At 70.3% G+C, this 16,200-nt stretch carries 15 protein-coding genes; 8 read left to right on the plus strand and 7 right to left on the minus strand.

Going from position 1 to position 16,200, the window contains the following annotated elements; genetic code table 11:
* Positions 1-130: 130 nt before the first annotated feature.
* Together KFLA_RS04575 and KFLA_RS04580 are read right to left on the minus strand one after the other, a co-directional pair.
* Positions 131-1,504 carry a sensor histidine kinase gene (locus KFLA_RS04575; RefSeq protein WP_012918591.1) on the minus strand — a complete coding sequence of 458 codons (1,374 nt, stop codon included), beginning with the start codon at positions 1,502-1,504 and terminating at the stop codon, positions 131-133.
* A 3-nt stretch (positions 1,505-1,507) separates the two neighbouring features.
* On the minus strand, positions 1,508-2,173 hold the full coding sequence (locus tag KFLA_RS04580) for a response regulator transcription factor (protein ID WP_012918592.1): 666 nt from the start codon (positions 2,171-2,173) through the stop codon (positions 1,508-1,510).
* Positions 2,174-2,290: 117 nt separating this feature from the next.
* Between KFLA_RS04580 and KFLA_RS04585 the strand changes: the two genes are divergently transcribed.
* Both KFLA_RS04585 and KFLA_RS04590 read left to right on the plus strand, forming a co-directional pair.
* Positions 2,291-4,312, plus strand: a complete 2,022-nt coding sequence (locus KFLA_RS04585; protein ID WP_012918593.1) for a TRAP transporter permease — start codon at positions 2,291-2,293, stop codon at positions 4,310-4,312.
* The gene (locus KFLA_RS04590) at positions 4,312-5,292 is read left to right on the plus strand and encodes a TAXI family TRAP transporter solute-binding subunit (protein ID WP_012918594.1); all 981 of its coding nucleotides are present in this window, start codon (positions 4,312-4,314) and stop codon (positions 5,290-5,292) included. The genes KFLA_RS04585 and KFLA_RS04590 overlap by 1 nt, the downstream gene beginning before the upstream one ends.
* Before the next feature lie 234 nt (positions 5,293-5,526).
* Here KFLA_RS04590 and KFLA_RS04595 read toward each other — a convergent pair whose 3' ends face one another.
* From KFLA_RS04595 to KFLA_RS04605, 3 genes are all read right to left on the minus strand, one after another.
* Entirely contained in the window at positions 5,527-6,171 is a 645-nt protein-coding gene (locus tag KFLA_RS04595; protein WP_012918595.1) for a hypothetical protein, read from the minus strand.
* 118 nt (positions 6,172-6,289) lie between these two features.
* Positions 6,290-7,324: an L-glyceraldehyde 3-phosphate reductase gene (mgrA, locus tag KFLA_RS04600; RefSeq protein WP_012918596.1), complete on the minus strand. Its 1,035-nt coding sequence runs from the start codon at positions 7,322-7,324 to the stop codon at positions 6,290-6,292.
* Between the two features lie 68 nt (positions 7,325-7,392).
* On the minus strand, positions 7,393-8,553 hold the full coding sequence (locus KFLA_RS04605) for a phosphotransferase family protein (RefSeq protein WP_337466404.1): 1,161 nt from the start codon (positions 8,551-8,553) through the stop codon (positions 7,393-7,395).
* Between the two features lie 401 nt (positions 8,554-8,954).
* Between KFLA_RS04605 and KFLA_RS04610 the strand changes: the two genes are divergently transcribed.
* From KFLA_RS04610 to KFLA_RS04620, 3 genes are all read left to right on the plus strand, one after another.
* Positions 8,955-9,575, plus strand: coding sequence for a flavin reductase family protein (locus KFLA_RS04610; protein WP_041289143.1), 621 nt, complete (start codon positions 8,955-8,957; stop codon positions 9,573-9,575).
* A 72-nt stretch (positions 9,576-9,647) separates the two neighbouring features.
* On the plus strand, positions 9,648-11,345 hold the full coding sequence (locus KFLA_RS04615) for a molybdopterin-dependent oxidoreductase (protein WP_063822767.1): 1,698 nt from the start codon (positions 9,648-9,650) through the stop codon (positions 11,343-11,345).
* A gap of 159 nt (positions 11,346-11,504) precedes the next feature.
* The gene (locus tag KFLA_RS04620; protein WP_012918600.1) at positions 11,505-12,170 is read left to right on the plus strand and encodes a fasciclin domain-containing protein; all 666 of its coding nucleotides are present in this window, start codon (positions 11,505-11,507) and stop codon (positions 12,168-12,170) included.
* A 115-nt stretch (positions 12,171-12,285) separates the two neighbouring features.
* Here the strand turns inward: KFLA_RS04620 and KFLA_RS04625 are convergent, their stop codons facing one another.
* Positions 12,286-13,272, minus strand: a complete 987-nt coding sequence (locus KFLA_RS04625; protein ID WP_012918601.1) for a hypothetical protein — start codon at positions 13,270-13,272, stop codon at positions 12,286-12,288.
* A gap of 116 nt (positions 13,273-13,388) precedes the next feature.
* On the opposite strand from KFLA_RS04625, the gene KFLA_RS04630 reads away from it, so the two are divergent.
* Together KFLA_RS04630 and KFLA_RS04635 are read left to right on the plus strand one after the other, a co-directional pair.
* The gene (locus tag KFLA_RS04630) at positions 13,389-13,898 is read left to right on the plus strand and encodes an acyl-CoA thioesterase (protein ID WP_012918602.1); all 510 of its coding nucleotides are present in this window, start codon (positions 13,389-13,391) and stop codon (positions 13,896-13,898) included.
* Positions 13,895-14,554 carry a potassium channel family protein gene (locus KFLA_RS04635; protein WP_012918603.1) on the plus strand — a complete coding sequence of 220 codons (660 nt, stop codon included), beginning with the start codon at positions 13,895-13,897 and terminating at the stop codon, positions 14,552-14,554. The genes KFLA_RS04630 and KFLA_RS04635 overlap by 4 nt, the downstream gene beginning before the upstream one ends.
* A gap of 6 nt (positions 14,555-14,560) precedes the next feature.
* On the opposite strand, the gene KFLA_RS04640 is transcribed toward KFLA_RS04635, so the two are convergent.
* Positions 14,561-15,208 carry a TetR/AcrR family transcriptional regulator gene (locus KFLA_RS04640; RefSeq protein WP_012918604.1) on the minus strand — a complete coding sequence of 216 codons (648 nt, stop codon included), beginning with the start codon at positions 15,206-15,208 and terminating at the stop codon, positions 14,561-14,563.
* Between the two features lie 37 nt (positions 15,209-15,245).
* On the opposite strand from KFLA_RS04640, the gene KFLA_RS04645 reads away from it, so the two are divergent.
* Positions 15,246-16,157, plus strand: a complete 912-nt coding sequence (locus KFLA_RS04645) for a DMT family transporter (RefSeq protein WP_012918605.1) — start codon at positions 15,246-15,248, stop codon at positions 16,155-16,157.
* Positions 16,158-16,200: the final 43 nt, after the last annotated feature.

Consider the following 16,200-nt stretch of genomic DNA (forward strand, 5'->3'; position numbering starts at 1 on the left):
ACGTGCCTGGCCGGGCCCGCGAGCAAGCTCGCAGAAAATAACCAGCCCCGCTCTCCCGCGAGCTTGCTCGCGTTGCCCGTTCGGCACTCGGGTCGTTGTGCCGAGCTGCGCCCGGGCGCGTGCTTGTCTCTCAGTCCTCGTAGTCGTCGATGAGGGGGACGCGGACTTCGATGACCAGGCCGCCGCCGACCGGCGGGCGGGCCACGACGCGGCCGCCGACGCGGGCTGCTTCGGAGCGGACGATGGCCAGCCCGAGCCCGGTGCCCGGCATCTCGCGGTGGTGCGCGCTGCGCCAGAACCGCTCGCCGACCTTCTTCAGGTCCCGCGAGCCCAGCCCGAGCCCGTGGTCGCGGACCGACAGCACCACCTCGGTGCCGTCGCGCACGACCGACACCTCGACCGGCGGCGCGCCGTACTTGCTGGCGTTGTCGAGCAGGACGTCGAGGATGTCGTCGACCTCGAGCTCCGGCGCCACCCCACCCGGCACCATCTCGCCGATGACCAGCTCCAGGTCGTCCGCGGCGTACACCGCCTTCCAGCCGACCAGGCGCTCCTTCACCGCCTGCGCCAGGTCCAGCGGCGCCTCGTTGCTGCTCTCGATGTCGCCGGGCCGGTCCGAGCCGGCCAGCCGGGAGAGCCGCTGCACGATCCGGCCCAGCCGGTCGATGTCGCTGAGCGCGAACCGCGCCGTCGGCGACAGCCGGGACAGCCCCTCGATGTGGATCCGGGCCGAAGTCAGCGGCGTCCGCAGCTGGTGCGACGCGTCGGCGACGAACTCCCGCTCCCGCTGCCGCGCCTGGTGCAGGCTGAGCGCCATCGAGTTGAAGCTGTCGCCGAGCCGGCGCAGCTCGGGCGCGCGGCCGTCGGTGGAGACCCGGGTGTCGAGCGCGCCCCGGGTGACCTGGTGCGTCGCGTTGTCGAGGTCGTTCAGCGGCCGCAGCACCCAGCGGGTGACCGGCCGGACGATGCCGACCACGACGGCACCGATCGAGATCAGCAGTCCACCGAGCAGCAGCAGAAGCCCGCGCTCGACCTGGTCGCGCGCCTTCTCGGTCGGCACCCGCAGAACGGCGGCGCCGAGCACCCGCCCGTTGTTCACGACCGGGCGGGCGACGACCATCTCGCCGGACCGCCAGGGCCACAACGCGGCCGGTTCGGCCGGCAGCCGCCCGGCCAGCGTGCTGTCCAGGGCGACCTTGAGGTCGGGCTCCTTCACGTCCACCCCGGACCGCGAGGTGGCGATCACCCGGCGGTCGACGTCGACCACGAACACCGGCGTCGCGTACAGCTCGTGGTAGCGGACCGCGAGCTCGCGCAGGGTCGCGATGTCGCCGGACTGCAGTGGCGACTCGGCCATCGTGGCGAACCAGTCGGCGTCGTTGCTGCGGGACAGGAAGAGCGTGCGGGACTGACCGGTGGCGATGTAGTTGGCCAGCGGCACCGCGGCGATGATCGCCAGCACGACGACCATCGGGACGAGTGACTGCAGCAGACGACGGCGCAACGGTCAGTCCGAACCGAGGCGGTAGCCGACGCCGCGGATCGTCTGCACCAGCTCGGGCCGGCCGAGCTTGGCGCGCAGGCTCGCGACGTGCACGTCCATGGTCCGCGACGAGGCCTCGAAGACGGACTGCCAGGCGTACAGCGCGACCTGTTCACGCGGCACCACCCGGCCGTGGTGCGCGGCCAGCACAGCGAGCACGTCGAACTCCTTGCGGGTCAGGCTGATGGGCTTGTCGGCGACCTGCACGGTCCGGGCCTCGATGTCCACGGTCAGGTCGCCCACGGTGACCCGGGGGCGAGGTTGCAGCAGCCCGGTCCGCCGCAGTACGGCGTCGATCCGGGCGAGCAGCTCGGAGATCGCGAACGGCTTCACCACGTAGTCGTCCGCGCCGCTGCGCAGCCCGCGCACCCGGTCGGCCGCCTCTCCGCGCGCGGTCACCGCGATCACCGGTACGTCGGACACCGTGCGGATCTGCCGGCAGACGTTGATGCCGTCGCCGTCGGGCAGTCCGAGGTCCAGCAGCACCAGGTCTCCGGGGTCGGCAGCGAGCGCGTCCGCGGCGGTGCGGACGTGCGTCACCATCAGCCCGTACCGGCGCAAGGCAGGTATCAGAGCGTTGGCGATATCGAGATCGTCTTCGACCAACAGAATCCTGACGGCGCCGCTCATGCCGTGATCGTAGGGCAGGTGGCGCTCACATGTGTCAGATCTTGGTAAAGACGTAATCACGTGACTCCACGCCGTGTTCGGCGACACTAGTCTCCGACCACAGGAGGGAACCGGTAGATGACTGTCGGTGTTGGTACGGGGGGCGGCACCACCGCGCTGCCCGAGTCCGATCTGGCCGAGTACGAGCAGGAGAAGCCGGCTCGGCGGCTCCGCCCTGCCCTCGACCTGGTGATCACCGCCTGGTGCGCGGTGGTCAGCGTCGGCGTTCTGCTGCAGGTGTTCTTCCCGCTGTCGGCCGGCACGCAGTACTACCTGGTGATCTTTCTCGCAGCGGTCCTGCCGATCACGCTGCTGTGCTACCGGGGCTGGAAGGTGCCGGCGTTCCTGAACCCGTTCAAGGGGCGGACGCACGACGACCCCGGTCTGCTGGACTGGTTGCTCGCGGCCCTCGCCCTCGCGGTCTGCGTCTACCCGCTGTTCGACTTCGACGGCTACCTCGAGCGCCGGCAGACCCCGACCGGTCTCGACGTGCTGGTCGGCGCCCTGCTGCTGGTGCTGCTGCTCGAGGCCTGCCGCCGGACCACCGGCTGGGTGCTGCCGCTGTTCAGCCTGCTCTTCGTCGCGTACGCCTACTACGGCGGCTACCTGCCCTATACCTGGTCGCTGTCGCACCAGGGTTTCAACTTCGACGCGATCATCGCGCAGTTCACGATGGGTACGGCCGGCTTCTACGGCACCCCGCTCGCCGTCGCGGCCAGCTACATCGTGCTGTTCACCATCTACGGCGCGGTGCTCGACCACTCCGGCGCCGGCAAGTTCTTCATCGACCTGTCGTTCGCCGCGTTCAAGCGCAGCCGGACGGCGCCCGGCCGGACGGTCACGATGGCCGGCTTCCTGCTCGGCACGGTCTCCGGCTCCGGTACGGCGACTGCGGTGTCGCTGGGCACGGTGTCCTGGCCGATCCTGCGTCGCGCGGGCTACCCGCCCGAACCGGCCGGCGGCATGCTCGCCGCCGCGGGCATCGGCGCGATCCTGTCGCCGCCGACGCTCGGCGCGGCCGCCTTCATCATCGCCGAGTTCCTGCAGGTGTCGTACCTGACCGTGCTCGGCTACGCGGTGATCCCGACGATCCTGTACTACCTCGGCATCCTGCTGGCGATCGAGATCGACGCCCGGCGGCACGGCACCACCTCGACGGAGACCTCGACGCAGTCGGCCCTCCGGCTGCTGCTGCGGTTCGGCTACCACTTCCTGTCGCTGTTCGTGATCATCGGCTTCATGGCGGTCGACGTGCCGCCGTTCAAGGCCGTGGTCTACGCGGTCGTCATCCAGTTCGCACTGTCGTTTCTGGACCGCGAGCACCGGCTCACCGCCGGCCCGCTGTTCAAGGCGCTGGCCCAGGGCACCCGCTCGGTGCTGCCGGTGGTGGCGACCTGCGCGACGGCCGGGGTGATCGTCGCGGTGACCACCCAGACCGGGCTCGGGCTGAACCTGGCCGAGATCATCGTCGACGCCGGCCGGGGCGTGACCGACAACCCGACGGTCGTGCTGATCCTGACCGTGGTGCTGTCGGCGTTCGCGGTGCTGATTCTCGGCCTGGCGGTGCCGGTGACGGCGTCGTTCATCATCGCCGCGGTGATCATCGCGCCGGCGCTGGTGCAACTCGGCGTCACCCCGGCCGAGGCGTACATGTTCATCTTCTACTACGCGGTGCTGTCGGAGGTGTCGCCGCCGACGGCGCTGGCCGCGGTGGCCACCTCGGCGATCACCGGCGGCCGGACGATGGCGACGATGTGGCAGGCGTGGAAGTACACCCTGCCCGCGTTCCTCGTGCCGTTCGCGTTCGTGCTCACCGACAACGGCGCGCACCTGCTGGGCCAGGGCAGTCTCGTCGGCATGCTGTGGACGCTGCTGGTGTCGATGCTGGCGGTGGCGGCGCTCGCCGTGGTGACCGGCGGCTGGATCCTGACCGCCACCGGGTGGCTCGAGCGGGCGCTCTGCGTGCCGGCCGCGATGCTGCTGCTCTACCTGGCGCCCGTAACCATCGCCGCCGGAATCGGTTTGCTACTTGTTGCCGTCGTCGTCAACCTGGTCCGGCGGCAGCGCCAGGCCGGACAACCGGAAGGACCCGTCACTTGATGAGAACCCGACGCCTCTCCACCGCCGTGGTCGCGCTGGCCGCCGCCGTCTCGCTGGCCGCCTGCGGAGGTCAGCGTGAGCCCGAGGCCGGTGGCACCGGAACCGACGGCGGCCGCCTGACGATTGCCACCGGCAACACCACCGGCGTGTACTACCAGCTCGGCGGCGCGCTCGCGTCGGTGATCTCGGAGAAGGTCGAGGGCTACCGGGCCACGGCCAGCGAGACCGGCGCCTCGGTGCAGAACGTGCAGGGACTGGTGGCGGGCAACTACGACATCGCGTTCTCGCTCGGCGACACCGCGACCGACGCGGTCAAGGGGCAGAACAGCTTCCAGCAGCCGCAGGAGGTGGCGGCGCTGACCCGGCTCTATCCCAACTACACCCAGGTCGCGGTCCGGGCCTCGGCCGGCATCAGCAAGATCGCCGACCTCAAGGGCAAGCGGGTCTCCACCGGCTCGCCGAACTCCGGCACCGAGGTGATCGCCCGCCGGCTGCTCGAGGCGGCCGGTCTGGACCCGGCCCGGGACGTCACCGCCCAGCGGCTCGGCCTGCCCGAGTCGGTCGACGCGATGAAGAGCGGCTCGATCGACGCGCTGGTGTGGTCCGGCGGACTGCCGACCGGCGGCATCACCGACCTGACCACCAGCCTCGGCAAGAACGTGAAGCTGATCCCGATCACCGACCTGCTGCCGGCGCTGCAGACGAAGTACGGCAGCATCTACGCCCAGGGCACGGTCCCGGCCGCGACGTACAAGCAGCCGGCCGACGTGGCCACGATCATCGTTCCGAACGTGCTGCTGGTCCGCAAGAACATGCCGGACGAGCTGGCCGAGAAGCTGACCAAGGTGATCTACGAGAACAAGGACGCGCTGGTGCAGGTGAACGCGGCCGCCAAGGGCATCACCGTGGAGGACGCCGACAAGACCGACCCGGTGCCGCTGCACCCCGGCGCGAAGAAGGCGCTGGACGCACTGAAGTAGCCCCGAACCCGTCCCTCCCCGCACACCAGGCGCAGCGGGGAAGGACGCTGGGTCCCACCTCCGCACACCAGGCGCGGCGGAGGCGGGAACCACCCCCTCCTCCACGACCAGGCGCTGTGGAGAAGGGACCGCCCCGGCCACGACCAGGCGCAGTGGCAGGGGCACCGGCCGGGTTCGGTCCGCGGAGGCATCCTCGGACCGGGCCCGGCCACCTGCTGTTCGGGACCGGTGTTGTCAGCTGCTGCGGGGCACCTGGGCGCCGCGCAGGTAGTGCGAGAGCACCGAGTCGCGCTTCGGGTGCACGTGGTACGTCGTCGGCACCACTCGGCCCTCGGCGCTGTCCCAGACGTTGTCGGCGACCCGCCAAGCGCGGTGCGCCATCCGGCCGGCCATCCCGGTGTGCGGGGAGAACGGGTGGGATCGGGTCGGCGCGACCTCCTGGGCGCTCAGCAGCCGCTCGGTCAGCGCGCCGACGTCACCGCCGGCCATCGACTCGCCGAGCATCCGGCCGTAGTCGGCTTCCAGTCGTTCGTGCTCGTCCAGCAGCCGGTCGACCACCTGCCACACGTCCCCGGGGCGGAGGTGCAGGACGCGGCTGTCGCCGTACTGCCTGGCCTTGAGGAACCGCAGGGAGCGTTCCAGCTGCTTGGCGTTGGCGACGTACGTCGCGACCAGCTTGCGCCCGTCGGGGAGACGCCGGACGTACGGCAGCAGGACGTCCTCGGCGGCCGTCAGGTGCTGGGCGGTGATCGCATAGAACCAGTCGGTCTCGTGCCGGCGATGGGGGAGGGCGGCGTCCGGCTGGTGGGCCGGAGCGGCGAGCTCGCGGATCTTGTCGTGCTCGTAGGTCAGAGCCACTTCGAGCGTTGAAGCGGTCATCGTCACCACCTCCTGGGGGGTTGCCCTCAGGTTGCGCCCGCCACCTGCCGGGCGCAACCGTCTGGGGACCCCACGTGATCGGACCGTAAGGACGCCGGTTCGATCGAGAGGGTTCGCGTCAGTGGTCCGAGCTCTTCTTCCACAGGTTGATGCCGGCCTCGACCGCGTCGGCGTCGATGGCGTCGAGCTCGGCCTGGGTGAAGCCGAGGGTCTTCACCGCGGCCAGGTTGTCCTCCAGTTGCGCGACGCTGGAGGCGCCGATCAGCGCGCTGGTGACCCGGTCGTCCCGCAGCGTCCAGGCGAGCGCCAGCTGGGCGACCGACTGGCCGCGCTGCTGGGCGATCTCGTTCAGCGCGCGGACGTGCTTGAGCGTCTCCTCGGTCAGCATGTCGGTGCTCAGCGACTTGCCCTGCGCGGCGCGGGAGTCCTCCGGCACGCCGTTCAGGTACCGGTCGGTGAGCAGGCCCTGGGCCAGCGGCGAGAAGGCGATCACGCCGACCCCGAGCTCACCGACGGCGTCGAGCAGGTCCTCCTCGATCCACCGGTTGAGCATCGAGTACGACGGCTGGTGGATCAGCAGCGGCGTGCCGAGCTCGGCCAGGATCCGGGCCGCCTCGCGGGTCTTCTCCGCGGAGTACGACGAGATTCCGGCGTACAGCGCCTTGCCGGAACGTACGGCGGCGTCGAGCGCGCCCATCGTCTCCTCGAGCGGGGTGTCCGGGTCGAAGCGGTGGGAGTAGAAGATGTCGACGTAGTCCAGGCCCATCCGGCTCAGCGACTGGTCGAGCGAGGCCAGCAGGTACTTGCGCGAGCCGCCGCCCTGGCCGTACGGGCCCGGCCACATGTCGTAGCCGGCCTTGGTCGAGATGATCAGCTCGTCACGGTACGGGCGGAAGTCCCGGGCGAAGTGCGTGCCGAAGTTGGTCTCCGCGGACCCGTACGGCGGGCCGTAGTTGTTCGCCAGGTCGAAGTGGGTGACGCCGAGGTCGAACGCCCGGCGCAGAATGTCGCGCTGCGTCACGAACGGCTTGTCGTCGCCGAAGTTGTGCCACAGCCCCAGCGAGATCGCCGGCAGCTGCAGCCCGCTGCGTCCCGTCCGCCGATAGGCCATCTGGTCGTCGTACCGGTTCTCAGCTGCTGTGTAGTCAGTCACGACCGTCAGTCTGCACCATGTCGTGACAAGTCCGCGAACCCCTTGTATTACTGCAGAACCGCCGTCGATCAGTCCCAGAGATCCACCTTCTTGATCAACCCCGGCCAGGGCTCCGGCGGCGAGGACGTCAGGAACCGAAGCGCCCCGAGCATCCGGCTCGCGGGCGACGCCGTCCAGTGCCGCTGACCCGGTCTGGGTGGGCCTTTGAGGTTCGCGACTCCCCAGGCGAGGTGGAACCAGAGCACCTCGGCTTCCAACTCGCCGGTCTCGCACCGCACCGCTGCGGCACTCCGGTAACTGGGCAGCAGCTGCGCGACCTCCTGCAGCCGCAACTTGGCGAACTCCATCGCCCGCGGCCCCCATGCGGCATCACCCCAGTCGATCAACGCCTGGAACCGACCAGCTCGCACCATCACGTTCTGCCGCCCGAGATCCCCATGCAGCAACACCTGCGGCGCGTTCAGGTCGAACCTGCTGCTCAACTCGTCGAGCCACCTCTCCAACCAGTCCGCCGTGCCGGCGTCGAGGTACCCGCGCTCGACCAGCTCCCCGACCGCCGTGCTCCGATCGCTCCCGTCCTCGGGCACTCCGGCGATCGGTTGCCGCGCTGTTGCGTGCAGCAACGCGATCTGGCGGCCGAGCTCTCCCCACACTTCGATGCCCGCGGCACCATCGGCAAGATCGTTGCCCTCAACTCGCTCCGTCACCACGTACGGCGTACTGGGCCCGCCTGCTCCGTGCACCACCCCCTCCGCCACGATCGCCGGCGTCCGCACCCCAGCCTGCCGCGCCAACGGAACCACGCCCACCTCCTTCCGAAGATCAGCCGCGAACCTCTCCTCCCGCGGCATGCGCAGGATCAACTCGCCACCCAGCCGAAACGCTCGATTGGCCACACCTCCAGCAACCTCGACGACCTCCGCTGTCGGCACACCCAGCCGCCTCGCCACCTCCACGGCAACGCCCATCGCCTCCGCCTCCCCGCTCGAACTGCCGGAGCCGCTGGAACCGCCGGAGCCGCTGGAACCGCCGTGACCGCCGGGACCGCCGGGACCGCTGGAGCCGCCGGAGCCGCTGGGAGCGCCGGAGCCACGGGCGCCGCCCGAACCGTCGGAACCGCCGGAACTCCACGCACCGCCCGAGCCCCCTGAGCCGGTCACGTCCACGTCCACCGTCCTCTCCAGTCCGTGATCACACCTTTGCGCCGCCCCGCCGCGCGACGGCGGCATCAAGGACAACCGCCGAGCGACGGCGGCACCAAGGCAACCCGCCGCACGACGATTCCGCCGATGCGGCCCGAAGTTGCGCCGCTGAGCTGGCGGTGCCTGTCTCGACCGGGCCGGTGCGTGCGGTGCGGCCGACACCACAGCGACGGCGCCGTCCCGGCCCGCCGGCGCGGTGCCGGGTCGGTCTGCTGTCCCCGGTCCTGGGCCGGGCGATGCGCGAGCCGGTGGCCGGCCTTCTCGATCTTGCAGCCGGGCCAGCTCGACCGTGACCGTGCCGTGCTCGGTCTTCGGCGGCGACCTGGGCGGGCGGATTCGGCGACGTGGTGTCTTCGGTCATCCCGGTCAGTGTGGAGGGTGGGTGGTGGCGGGCCCAGCGGTTTTCGTGCGCGGGGGATACTGGCGAGGTGCGAGTGGATGTAGATCCGGACGTGGTGGGTGGGCGGGAGTTCTACGCGGTGTTGAACTCCGTGGTGGTGCCGCGGCCGATTGCGTGGGTGTCGTCGGTGTCGGCGGACGGTGTGCTGAATCTGGCGCCGCACTCGTTCTTCACGGTGGCGTGTGTGCGGCCGCCGATGGTGCAGTTCACCTCGGTCGGGCGCAAGGACAGCTTGACCAACGTCGAGGCGACCGGGGAGTTCGTGGTGAACTTCGCGGCCGAGCGGTTGTTCGAGCAGGTGAACGCGACCGGGACGAACTTTCCGGCGGGGGTGTCGGAGTTCGAGGCGGTCGGACTGACCCCGGAGCCGGCCCGCGCCGTGGCGGTGCCGCGGGTGGCCGAGTCGCCGGTGGCGATCGAGTGCACGCTGCACACGACGCTCGAGCTCGGTGACTCGACGGTGGTGATCGGGCACGTCCGGCATCTGGCGATCGCCTCGGAGGTGATGGACGGCGACCACCCGGACATCCAGCGTCTCCGCCCGCTGGCCCGGCTCGGCAAGGACGAGTGGTCGACGCTCGGCGAAGTCCGCGCGATCAGCCGCATCCGGTACGACGACTGGCCGGGGCACTTCGCGCCGAAGCAGTAGCCGTAGGCGGGAGCGGCAGAAGTTTCCCGCCGATCGACCTATCCGGCTGAGGGTTCGGTCCGAAGACCGGGCATGACCTCGCATCAGCGCATCCCAGCAGCAGTCGGTGGCCTTTTTGCCGCCGCGGCCGGTCTCGGCCTCGGGGAGCTGACTGCCGCGCTTGCGGGTGGGACGTCGCCGGTGGTCGGGGTCGGTACCCAGATGATCGATCTGGCTCCCGGTCCGTTGAAGGACTGGGCGGTGAAGAACCTCGGGACGGCGGACAAGCCGATCCTGGTCGGCGGGGTCCTGGTCGCGGTCGCGGTGTTCGCGATGGCGGCCGGAGTGATCGGCCTCAAGCGGCCCCGGGTCGCGCTCGGGATGACCGTTCTGCTGGGGCTGCTGGCGATTCTGGCGGCGGCCACCGGGCGGTCGTTGGCGACCAACGGGGTGGTGCGGGTGCTGCCCGGCGTCATCACGTTGCTGGTGGCAACTGCCGGCATGTATTTGGTCCTGCGCTCGCGGGGCTATTCGCTCCGTGGGAGCAGAAAGCAACCACCAGAAGCCGACGCCACGGCCACGAGCTCCCTGACGACGACGGGCTCCCCGACGAGCGGCGCCTCGGCGACTGCCGGACAAGCGGCCGGCGCCGAGATCGCCGGCACCGAGGCCGGCACCGAGACTGCCGGCGCCCACGCAGCGATCCCGGAAGCCGAAGCACCGTCCGGCTTCGATCGGCGCAAGTTCCTGGTGACGACGTTCGCGCTGGGTGCGGTCGGTGCCGGTGGAGCTGTGGTGTCCCGGGTCCTGCCCGGCGGCGTGGACGAGGCGACACGGCGGGCGATCAGGATTCCCGCGGCGGCCAGCCGGGCGAAGGTCCTGCCGGCCGGAGTCGCCGCGAACGTGGCCGGCGTGAGCCCCTTCGTGACGCCGAACAAGTCCTTCTACCGCGTCGACACCCTGCTCACCGTGCCCAAGGTGGACCCCCGGAACTGGGAACTGCGCGTGCACGGCATGGTGGACCGCGAGCTCCGGCTGAACTTCGCCGACCTGCTCAACCGCCGCCTGGTCGAGCGTGACATCACCCTGACCTGTGTCTCCAACGAGGTCGGTGGACCCTACGTCGGCAACGCCCGCTGGATCGGCGTACCGATCGCCGAGATCCTGCGAGAGGCGGGTGTGCAGGCCGGTGCGGACGCGGTGAAGTCGACCAGTGTCGACGGTCTCACCATCGGCACCCCGTTGCAGGCGCTCACCGACGGCCGGGACGCGCTCTTCGCGCTCGGCATGAACGGCGAACCGTTGCCCTTCGACCACGGCTTCCCGGTCCGGATGGTGGTGCCCGGCCTGTACGGGTACGTCTCCGCGACGAAGTGGATCGTCGACTTCGAGGTCACCCGGTTCGACGACTTCAGCGCCTACTGGACCGACCGCGGCTGGGCCGTCGAGGCCCCGATCAAGACCGCGTCGCGGATCGACGTTCCGAAGGGGTTCGCCCGGGTCAAGCCCGGCCCGGCGGTCGCCGCCGGCGTCGCCTGGGCACAGCACCGGGGCATCGCCAAGGTCGAGGTCCAGGTCGACGACGGGCCCTGGCAGGAGGCGCAGCTCGCCGACGAGGCCGGCATCGACATCTGGCGCCAGTGGACCTTCCGCTGGAACGCCACCTCGGGCAACCACACCCTCACCGTCCGCGCGACCGACAAGACCGGACAGGTGCAGACGGCCGACCGCGCCGCCCCGCGACCGAACGGGTCGAGCGGCCTGCACAACACGGTGGTGATGGTCGAGTAACCGCCACCGCCGACCTCGCGCGGTGACCCCGCCCGAACGGAGCGGGTAGCTCCCGGGCAGGGCAGCTCCCGGACCAGATCTGCCGCGGCCGTAGCCGCTTCGCAGCACCAAGCCCACAGCAACACCCCCAGTGAAGTCATCAGAAGGAGAACGATCGTCATGTCGAACACCCTGAAGCGCGTCGCCCTCGCCACCTCCGCCGTGTCGTTGCTGCTCGCAACCGCCGCCTGCGGAAGCGGCGACGACGCCGGCACCAGCGCTCCGGCGGCCTCGACCTCCACCTCGGCTCCGGCCGAGACCCCGAGCACCTCGCCGTCGATGGACAACGCGGCCGGCCTGGTCGGTCCGGGCTGCGCCGACTACGCGAAGGCCAACCCGAACGGCGCCGGTTCGATCGACGGAATGGCGGCCGAGCCGGTCGCGACCGCCGCGTCGGGCAACCCGCTGCTCAAGACGCTGGTCGCCTCGGTGTCGGGCAAGCTCAACCCGAAGGTGGACCTGGTCTCCACGCTCAACGGCGGCGAGTTCACCGTGTTCGCCCCGATCGACTCCGCCTTCGCCAAGATCCCGGCCGCGACCATCAACACGCTGAAGACCGACAGCGCGCTGCTGACCAAGATCCTGACCTTCCACGTTGTCCCGGGTCAGCTCGACCCGACGGCCGTGGTGGGCAAGCAGACCACCGTGCAGAAGGGCGTGGTCACCGTGACCGGCTCCGGCCAGTCGCTGAAGGTCAACAACGCGAACGTCGTCTGCGGTGGCGTGAAGACCGCCAACGCCACGGTCTACCTGATCGACACCGTGCTGATGCCCGCGGCCGGCTGATCCAGCCGTCCATTCGGCCCCTGACCTGGGCGACGTCACCTTCGCTGGTGGCGCCGCCCAGTTCCACGTACGTCGCCGACGTGCCTGCGCCGAAGTGAGAATGCGGTTCACCGATCTACTCCAGGTGGCTGAGCGTTCTGGCGAGGGCTTGCACTTCCGGGGTCAGGTGGATCGCCTCGAGATCGTCGGGCTGCGTGGTGGCGGGTGACCAGGTGCTGCCGGTGACGTGGTGGATCCACGGGGTCAGAGGCCCGGGATGCTCGGCGTGGGTGCGGAGCGACAAGCCGAGCATCACCGCGATGGCCGGCAGCACGGACAGGTCGGTGACGACATGAATCAGCAACAGGCTGCGCACCGGCAGGGCGACCAGTACGCCGTACTGCGGGTTCTCGACGTGCAGGGTCTCGCGCAGGACCGTGTCGAGGACCAAAGCGCGGGACGCGGCGAAGCTGGAACCGCTCAGGACGGCGATGCGGGCGCCGTCGTGGTCGACGTACTCGACGGTGTCCGGGAGGCGGCGCAGGTTCGCCAGGCCGGTGCTCAGCGCCTCGGCGCGGGTCATGCCGAAGTCGCTCGGGTCGAGGTGCATGGTGACCAGGCCGTTGTCGGTGGTCGCGGGAACGGCCAGCAGGCCCGGCAGGAACTCACGCAGGCCGGCCGTCCAGGAGGGTGGAAGCGAGCTGGTCGGGGTGAGCCGAGCCAGCAGATCGCGGGACGGGTCGGCCGGTGGTGGGGGTGGCCCGTGCAGGAGGTGGTCGCCGAGGCGGTCGAAGTGCTCGGCGACCAACTGTGGCCACCGGTGCGACCGCTCGGCGGCGACCATCCGGGCCAGGTTGGTCAACCCCGCGACGATCTCGCCGCCGCAGCCAAGCTCGAAGGAACCGGGAGGGTCGGTGGATGGCGCCCGCCGGACGGCTGGGGTCAGGCGCAGGGCGTCGGTGCCGTCGTAGGTGGCCTGGAGGCCGTGCTCGGCGGCGGCTGCCACCGCCAGGCGGACGAGGTGGGCGGTCTCCGCGCGGCTGAGCGGGGGCAGGGCCCGCCGGACGGGCGGATCCGGTGGGAGATGGTTGCCGTGGGCACGTTCTGGGAGCTGATTGGTCATCTGGGGACCTCCTCGCAAAGAAAGTACGAGCGAGGTGGCGGTTTCCGAGAGGCCAGTTCCGGGGCTGTGGACAACGCGGGGCTATTCTGCCTGCCATCCCGACCGCTAGGAGCAGCATGTCCGACGTCCCGGCGTCCCGGCCGTCCTCGGCGGCCCGGTTATCACTCTCGCACATCACGGCGCAGCACGAGACGAACCTGCTCGGCACCGTGCACGGCGGCGTGATCATGACCTTGGTGGACTCGGTCGCCGGCGTGGTCGCGGCCCGGCACTCCGGCGGGCCCGCGGTCACCGCGTCGATGGACGAGATGGTGTTCCTGGTGCCGGTCCGCGTCGGCGATGTCGTGCACTTCACCGCGCAGGTGAACTGGACCGGCCGCAGCTCGATGGAGATCGGTGTCCGGATCACCGCCGACCGCTGGGACTCTGTCGGCCCGCAGGTGCACGTGGCGACCGCTTACCTGGTGTTCGTCGCGGTGGACGCCGACGGGCAGCCGCGGCAGGTGCCACAGGTGGAGCCGGAGAACGACGAGGACCGCCGGCGGATGCGCGAGGCCGAGATCCGCCGCAGCCACCGGTTGGCCCGGCGCAAGGCGATCATCGACTCCCGCGAGGGGGCGGCATGATGCCGGTGTTGCGCGGAGTGCGGTGGCATCCGTCGGCCGTGCTGCTGGTGGTGCAGCTGCTCGGCGTGCTGGTCTACCCGGCGATGGAGGGCTCGCGCGGTGGCCGGGTCGCGTTCGAGACGCTCGGCATCGTCGTCCTGGTGCTCGCGGTGTTCTCGGTGCGGTCGACCCCTGGCCTCACCTGGGTCAGCGTCTGCCTGGGCCTTCCTGCGGTCGTGCTCTCGATGGTCGACGCGTTCCGCCCGATGGAGGCGATCGTGCCGATCTCCGGCGCCTTCCACGCGGCGTTCTACTTCTACGCGGCCTACAGCCTGCTGCGCTACATGCTGTCCGACCACCACGTCAGCGTCGACGAGCTGTTCGCGACCGGCGCGACGTTCACGCTGGTGGCCTGGGGGTTCGCCTACGTGTTCGTGTGTGTGCAGGCGCTGGATCCCGGCAGCTTCATCGCCGCGGTCAATCCGGAGCAGGACCGTAGCTGGATGGAGCTGCTGTTCCTCAGCTTCACCACGCTGTCGAGCACCGGGCTGAGTGACATCGTGCCGATCAAGTCCTGGGCGCGGTCCGTGGTCATGCTCGAGCAGCTGGCCGGTCTCGGCTACGTCGCGATGGTCGTGTCCCGCGTGGTCGGTCTGACCGTCACGCGGCGCAACTGACGCCCACTAACCGGCGGAGCGCGGCCAGGAAGCCAGCAGATCGGCCGCCGCCCGGTGAGCTACTTCGGGCGCGTTCTCCATCGCAGCCACCCGGTAGCTGACCAGTGCACCCTCGTGCAGCAGCAACAACCGGTCCGCCAGCTCCTCGCACTGCTGGAAACCGGCTCGTTCGGCCTGAGCCAGGAACTCCGCCCGCATCCACCGCTTCTGCCCGACGATCACCGGCATCGCGGGGTGGTCGGGGGCCGTGAGCTCGACACTGGCGTTGATGAAGCCGCAGCCCCGGCGCGACTCCGCCATCCAGTCGGTCAAGGCGGCGAACAGCGTCAGAATCACGTCCTCCGGCCGTGTCGGCCGGCGAGCGGCGAGCTGCTCGTCCAGGAAGGCGTGCCAGCGCCGGTTGCGATTCTCCAGGTACGCCGCGACCAGCTGGTCCTTCGATCCGAACCGGTCGTACAGCGTCTTCTTCGTCACGGCCGCCGCGTCGGCGATCGCGTCCACGCCGACGGCGCGGATGCCCTGCGCGTAGAACAGCGCCGACGCAGCAGCCAGGATCCGCTCCCCAGCCGCAGTCAGTGGCTTGGCTGGAGCGTGCGCCTCGGTGCGCTCCACGAGCAGTTCCGCGGCGGCTTGTCTCAGCGTCTGGTCGACCATACTGACAGTATACCGACCGGTATGGTTACTTGGTGGCATGAGCACCGAAACCCTGCCTCCCTCCGTACGCCGAGCCGCCCCGCCCCGAGCGCTCCCGTTCCTCGCGGCCGCGGGCTTCGTCGTGTTCTGGAGCTCCGGGTTCATCGGCGCCCGCTGGGGCACGGAGTACAGCTCGGCCTTCGATCTGCTGGCCTGGCGGTTCCTGCTCGCCGGCACGATCGCGGCCGTTGCGCTGGCCATCCGGCGGCCACGAATCACCCGAGCCGACCTGATCACCCACACCGGGATGGCGGTCCTCACCCAGTTCGTCTACCTGGGCCTGATCTTCGTCGGGATCGACCACGGGATCTCCGCCGGCATCACGGCGCTCATCGGCTCGCTCCAGCCCATCCTGATCGCCACGGTCGCCGGACCGCTGCTCGGTGAGCGGGTGTCGCCGCTGCAGTGGGCCGGCCTGGCGCTGGGCCTGGGCGGTGTCGGCCTGGTGGTCGCGGACGACCTCGGCTCGGGCCACGGGTCGCCATGGCTCTTCGCGCTGCCTGTGGCCGGCCTGCTCGGGCTGGCCGCGGGCACGGTCCTTGAGCGGAGGCGTAAGCCGCAGACCAACCTGCTCGACGCGCTCTGCCTGCAGAGCGTTGTCTCCGGTGTCCTGTTCATCGTGGTGGCCACTGCTACGCAGCAGATGACCGTTCCTGGCGAGCTGGGTTTCTACGGTGCTGCGGTGTGGCTGGTGGTGTTCTCCACCGCAGGCGGCTGGGGGCTCTACCTGGTCAACCTGCGGTTGTCCGGAGCGACGCGAGTCAGCTCCATGCTGTACCTGGTGCCGCCGACCACGATGGTGCTCGCCTACTTGATGTTCGGCGAGACGATCGGCCCGATCGCCCTGGCCGGGATGCTCGTCTGCGCAGTTGCCGTCCTGCTGATCCGCCGGCCGGCCCGAGCGCGGTGAGCACTGGCCAGAGCGCGGTGAGGGAGAACACGCGCACGACACC

Origin of the sequence: Kribbella flavida DSM 17836 (genome assembly GCF_000024345.1) — a bacterium.
Taxonomy (GTDB): domain Bacteria; phylum Actinomycetota; class Actinomycetes; order Propionibacteriales; family Kribbellaceae; genus Kribbella; species Kribbella flavida.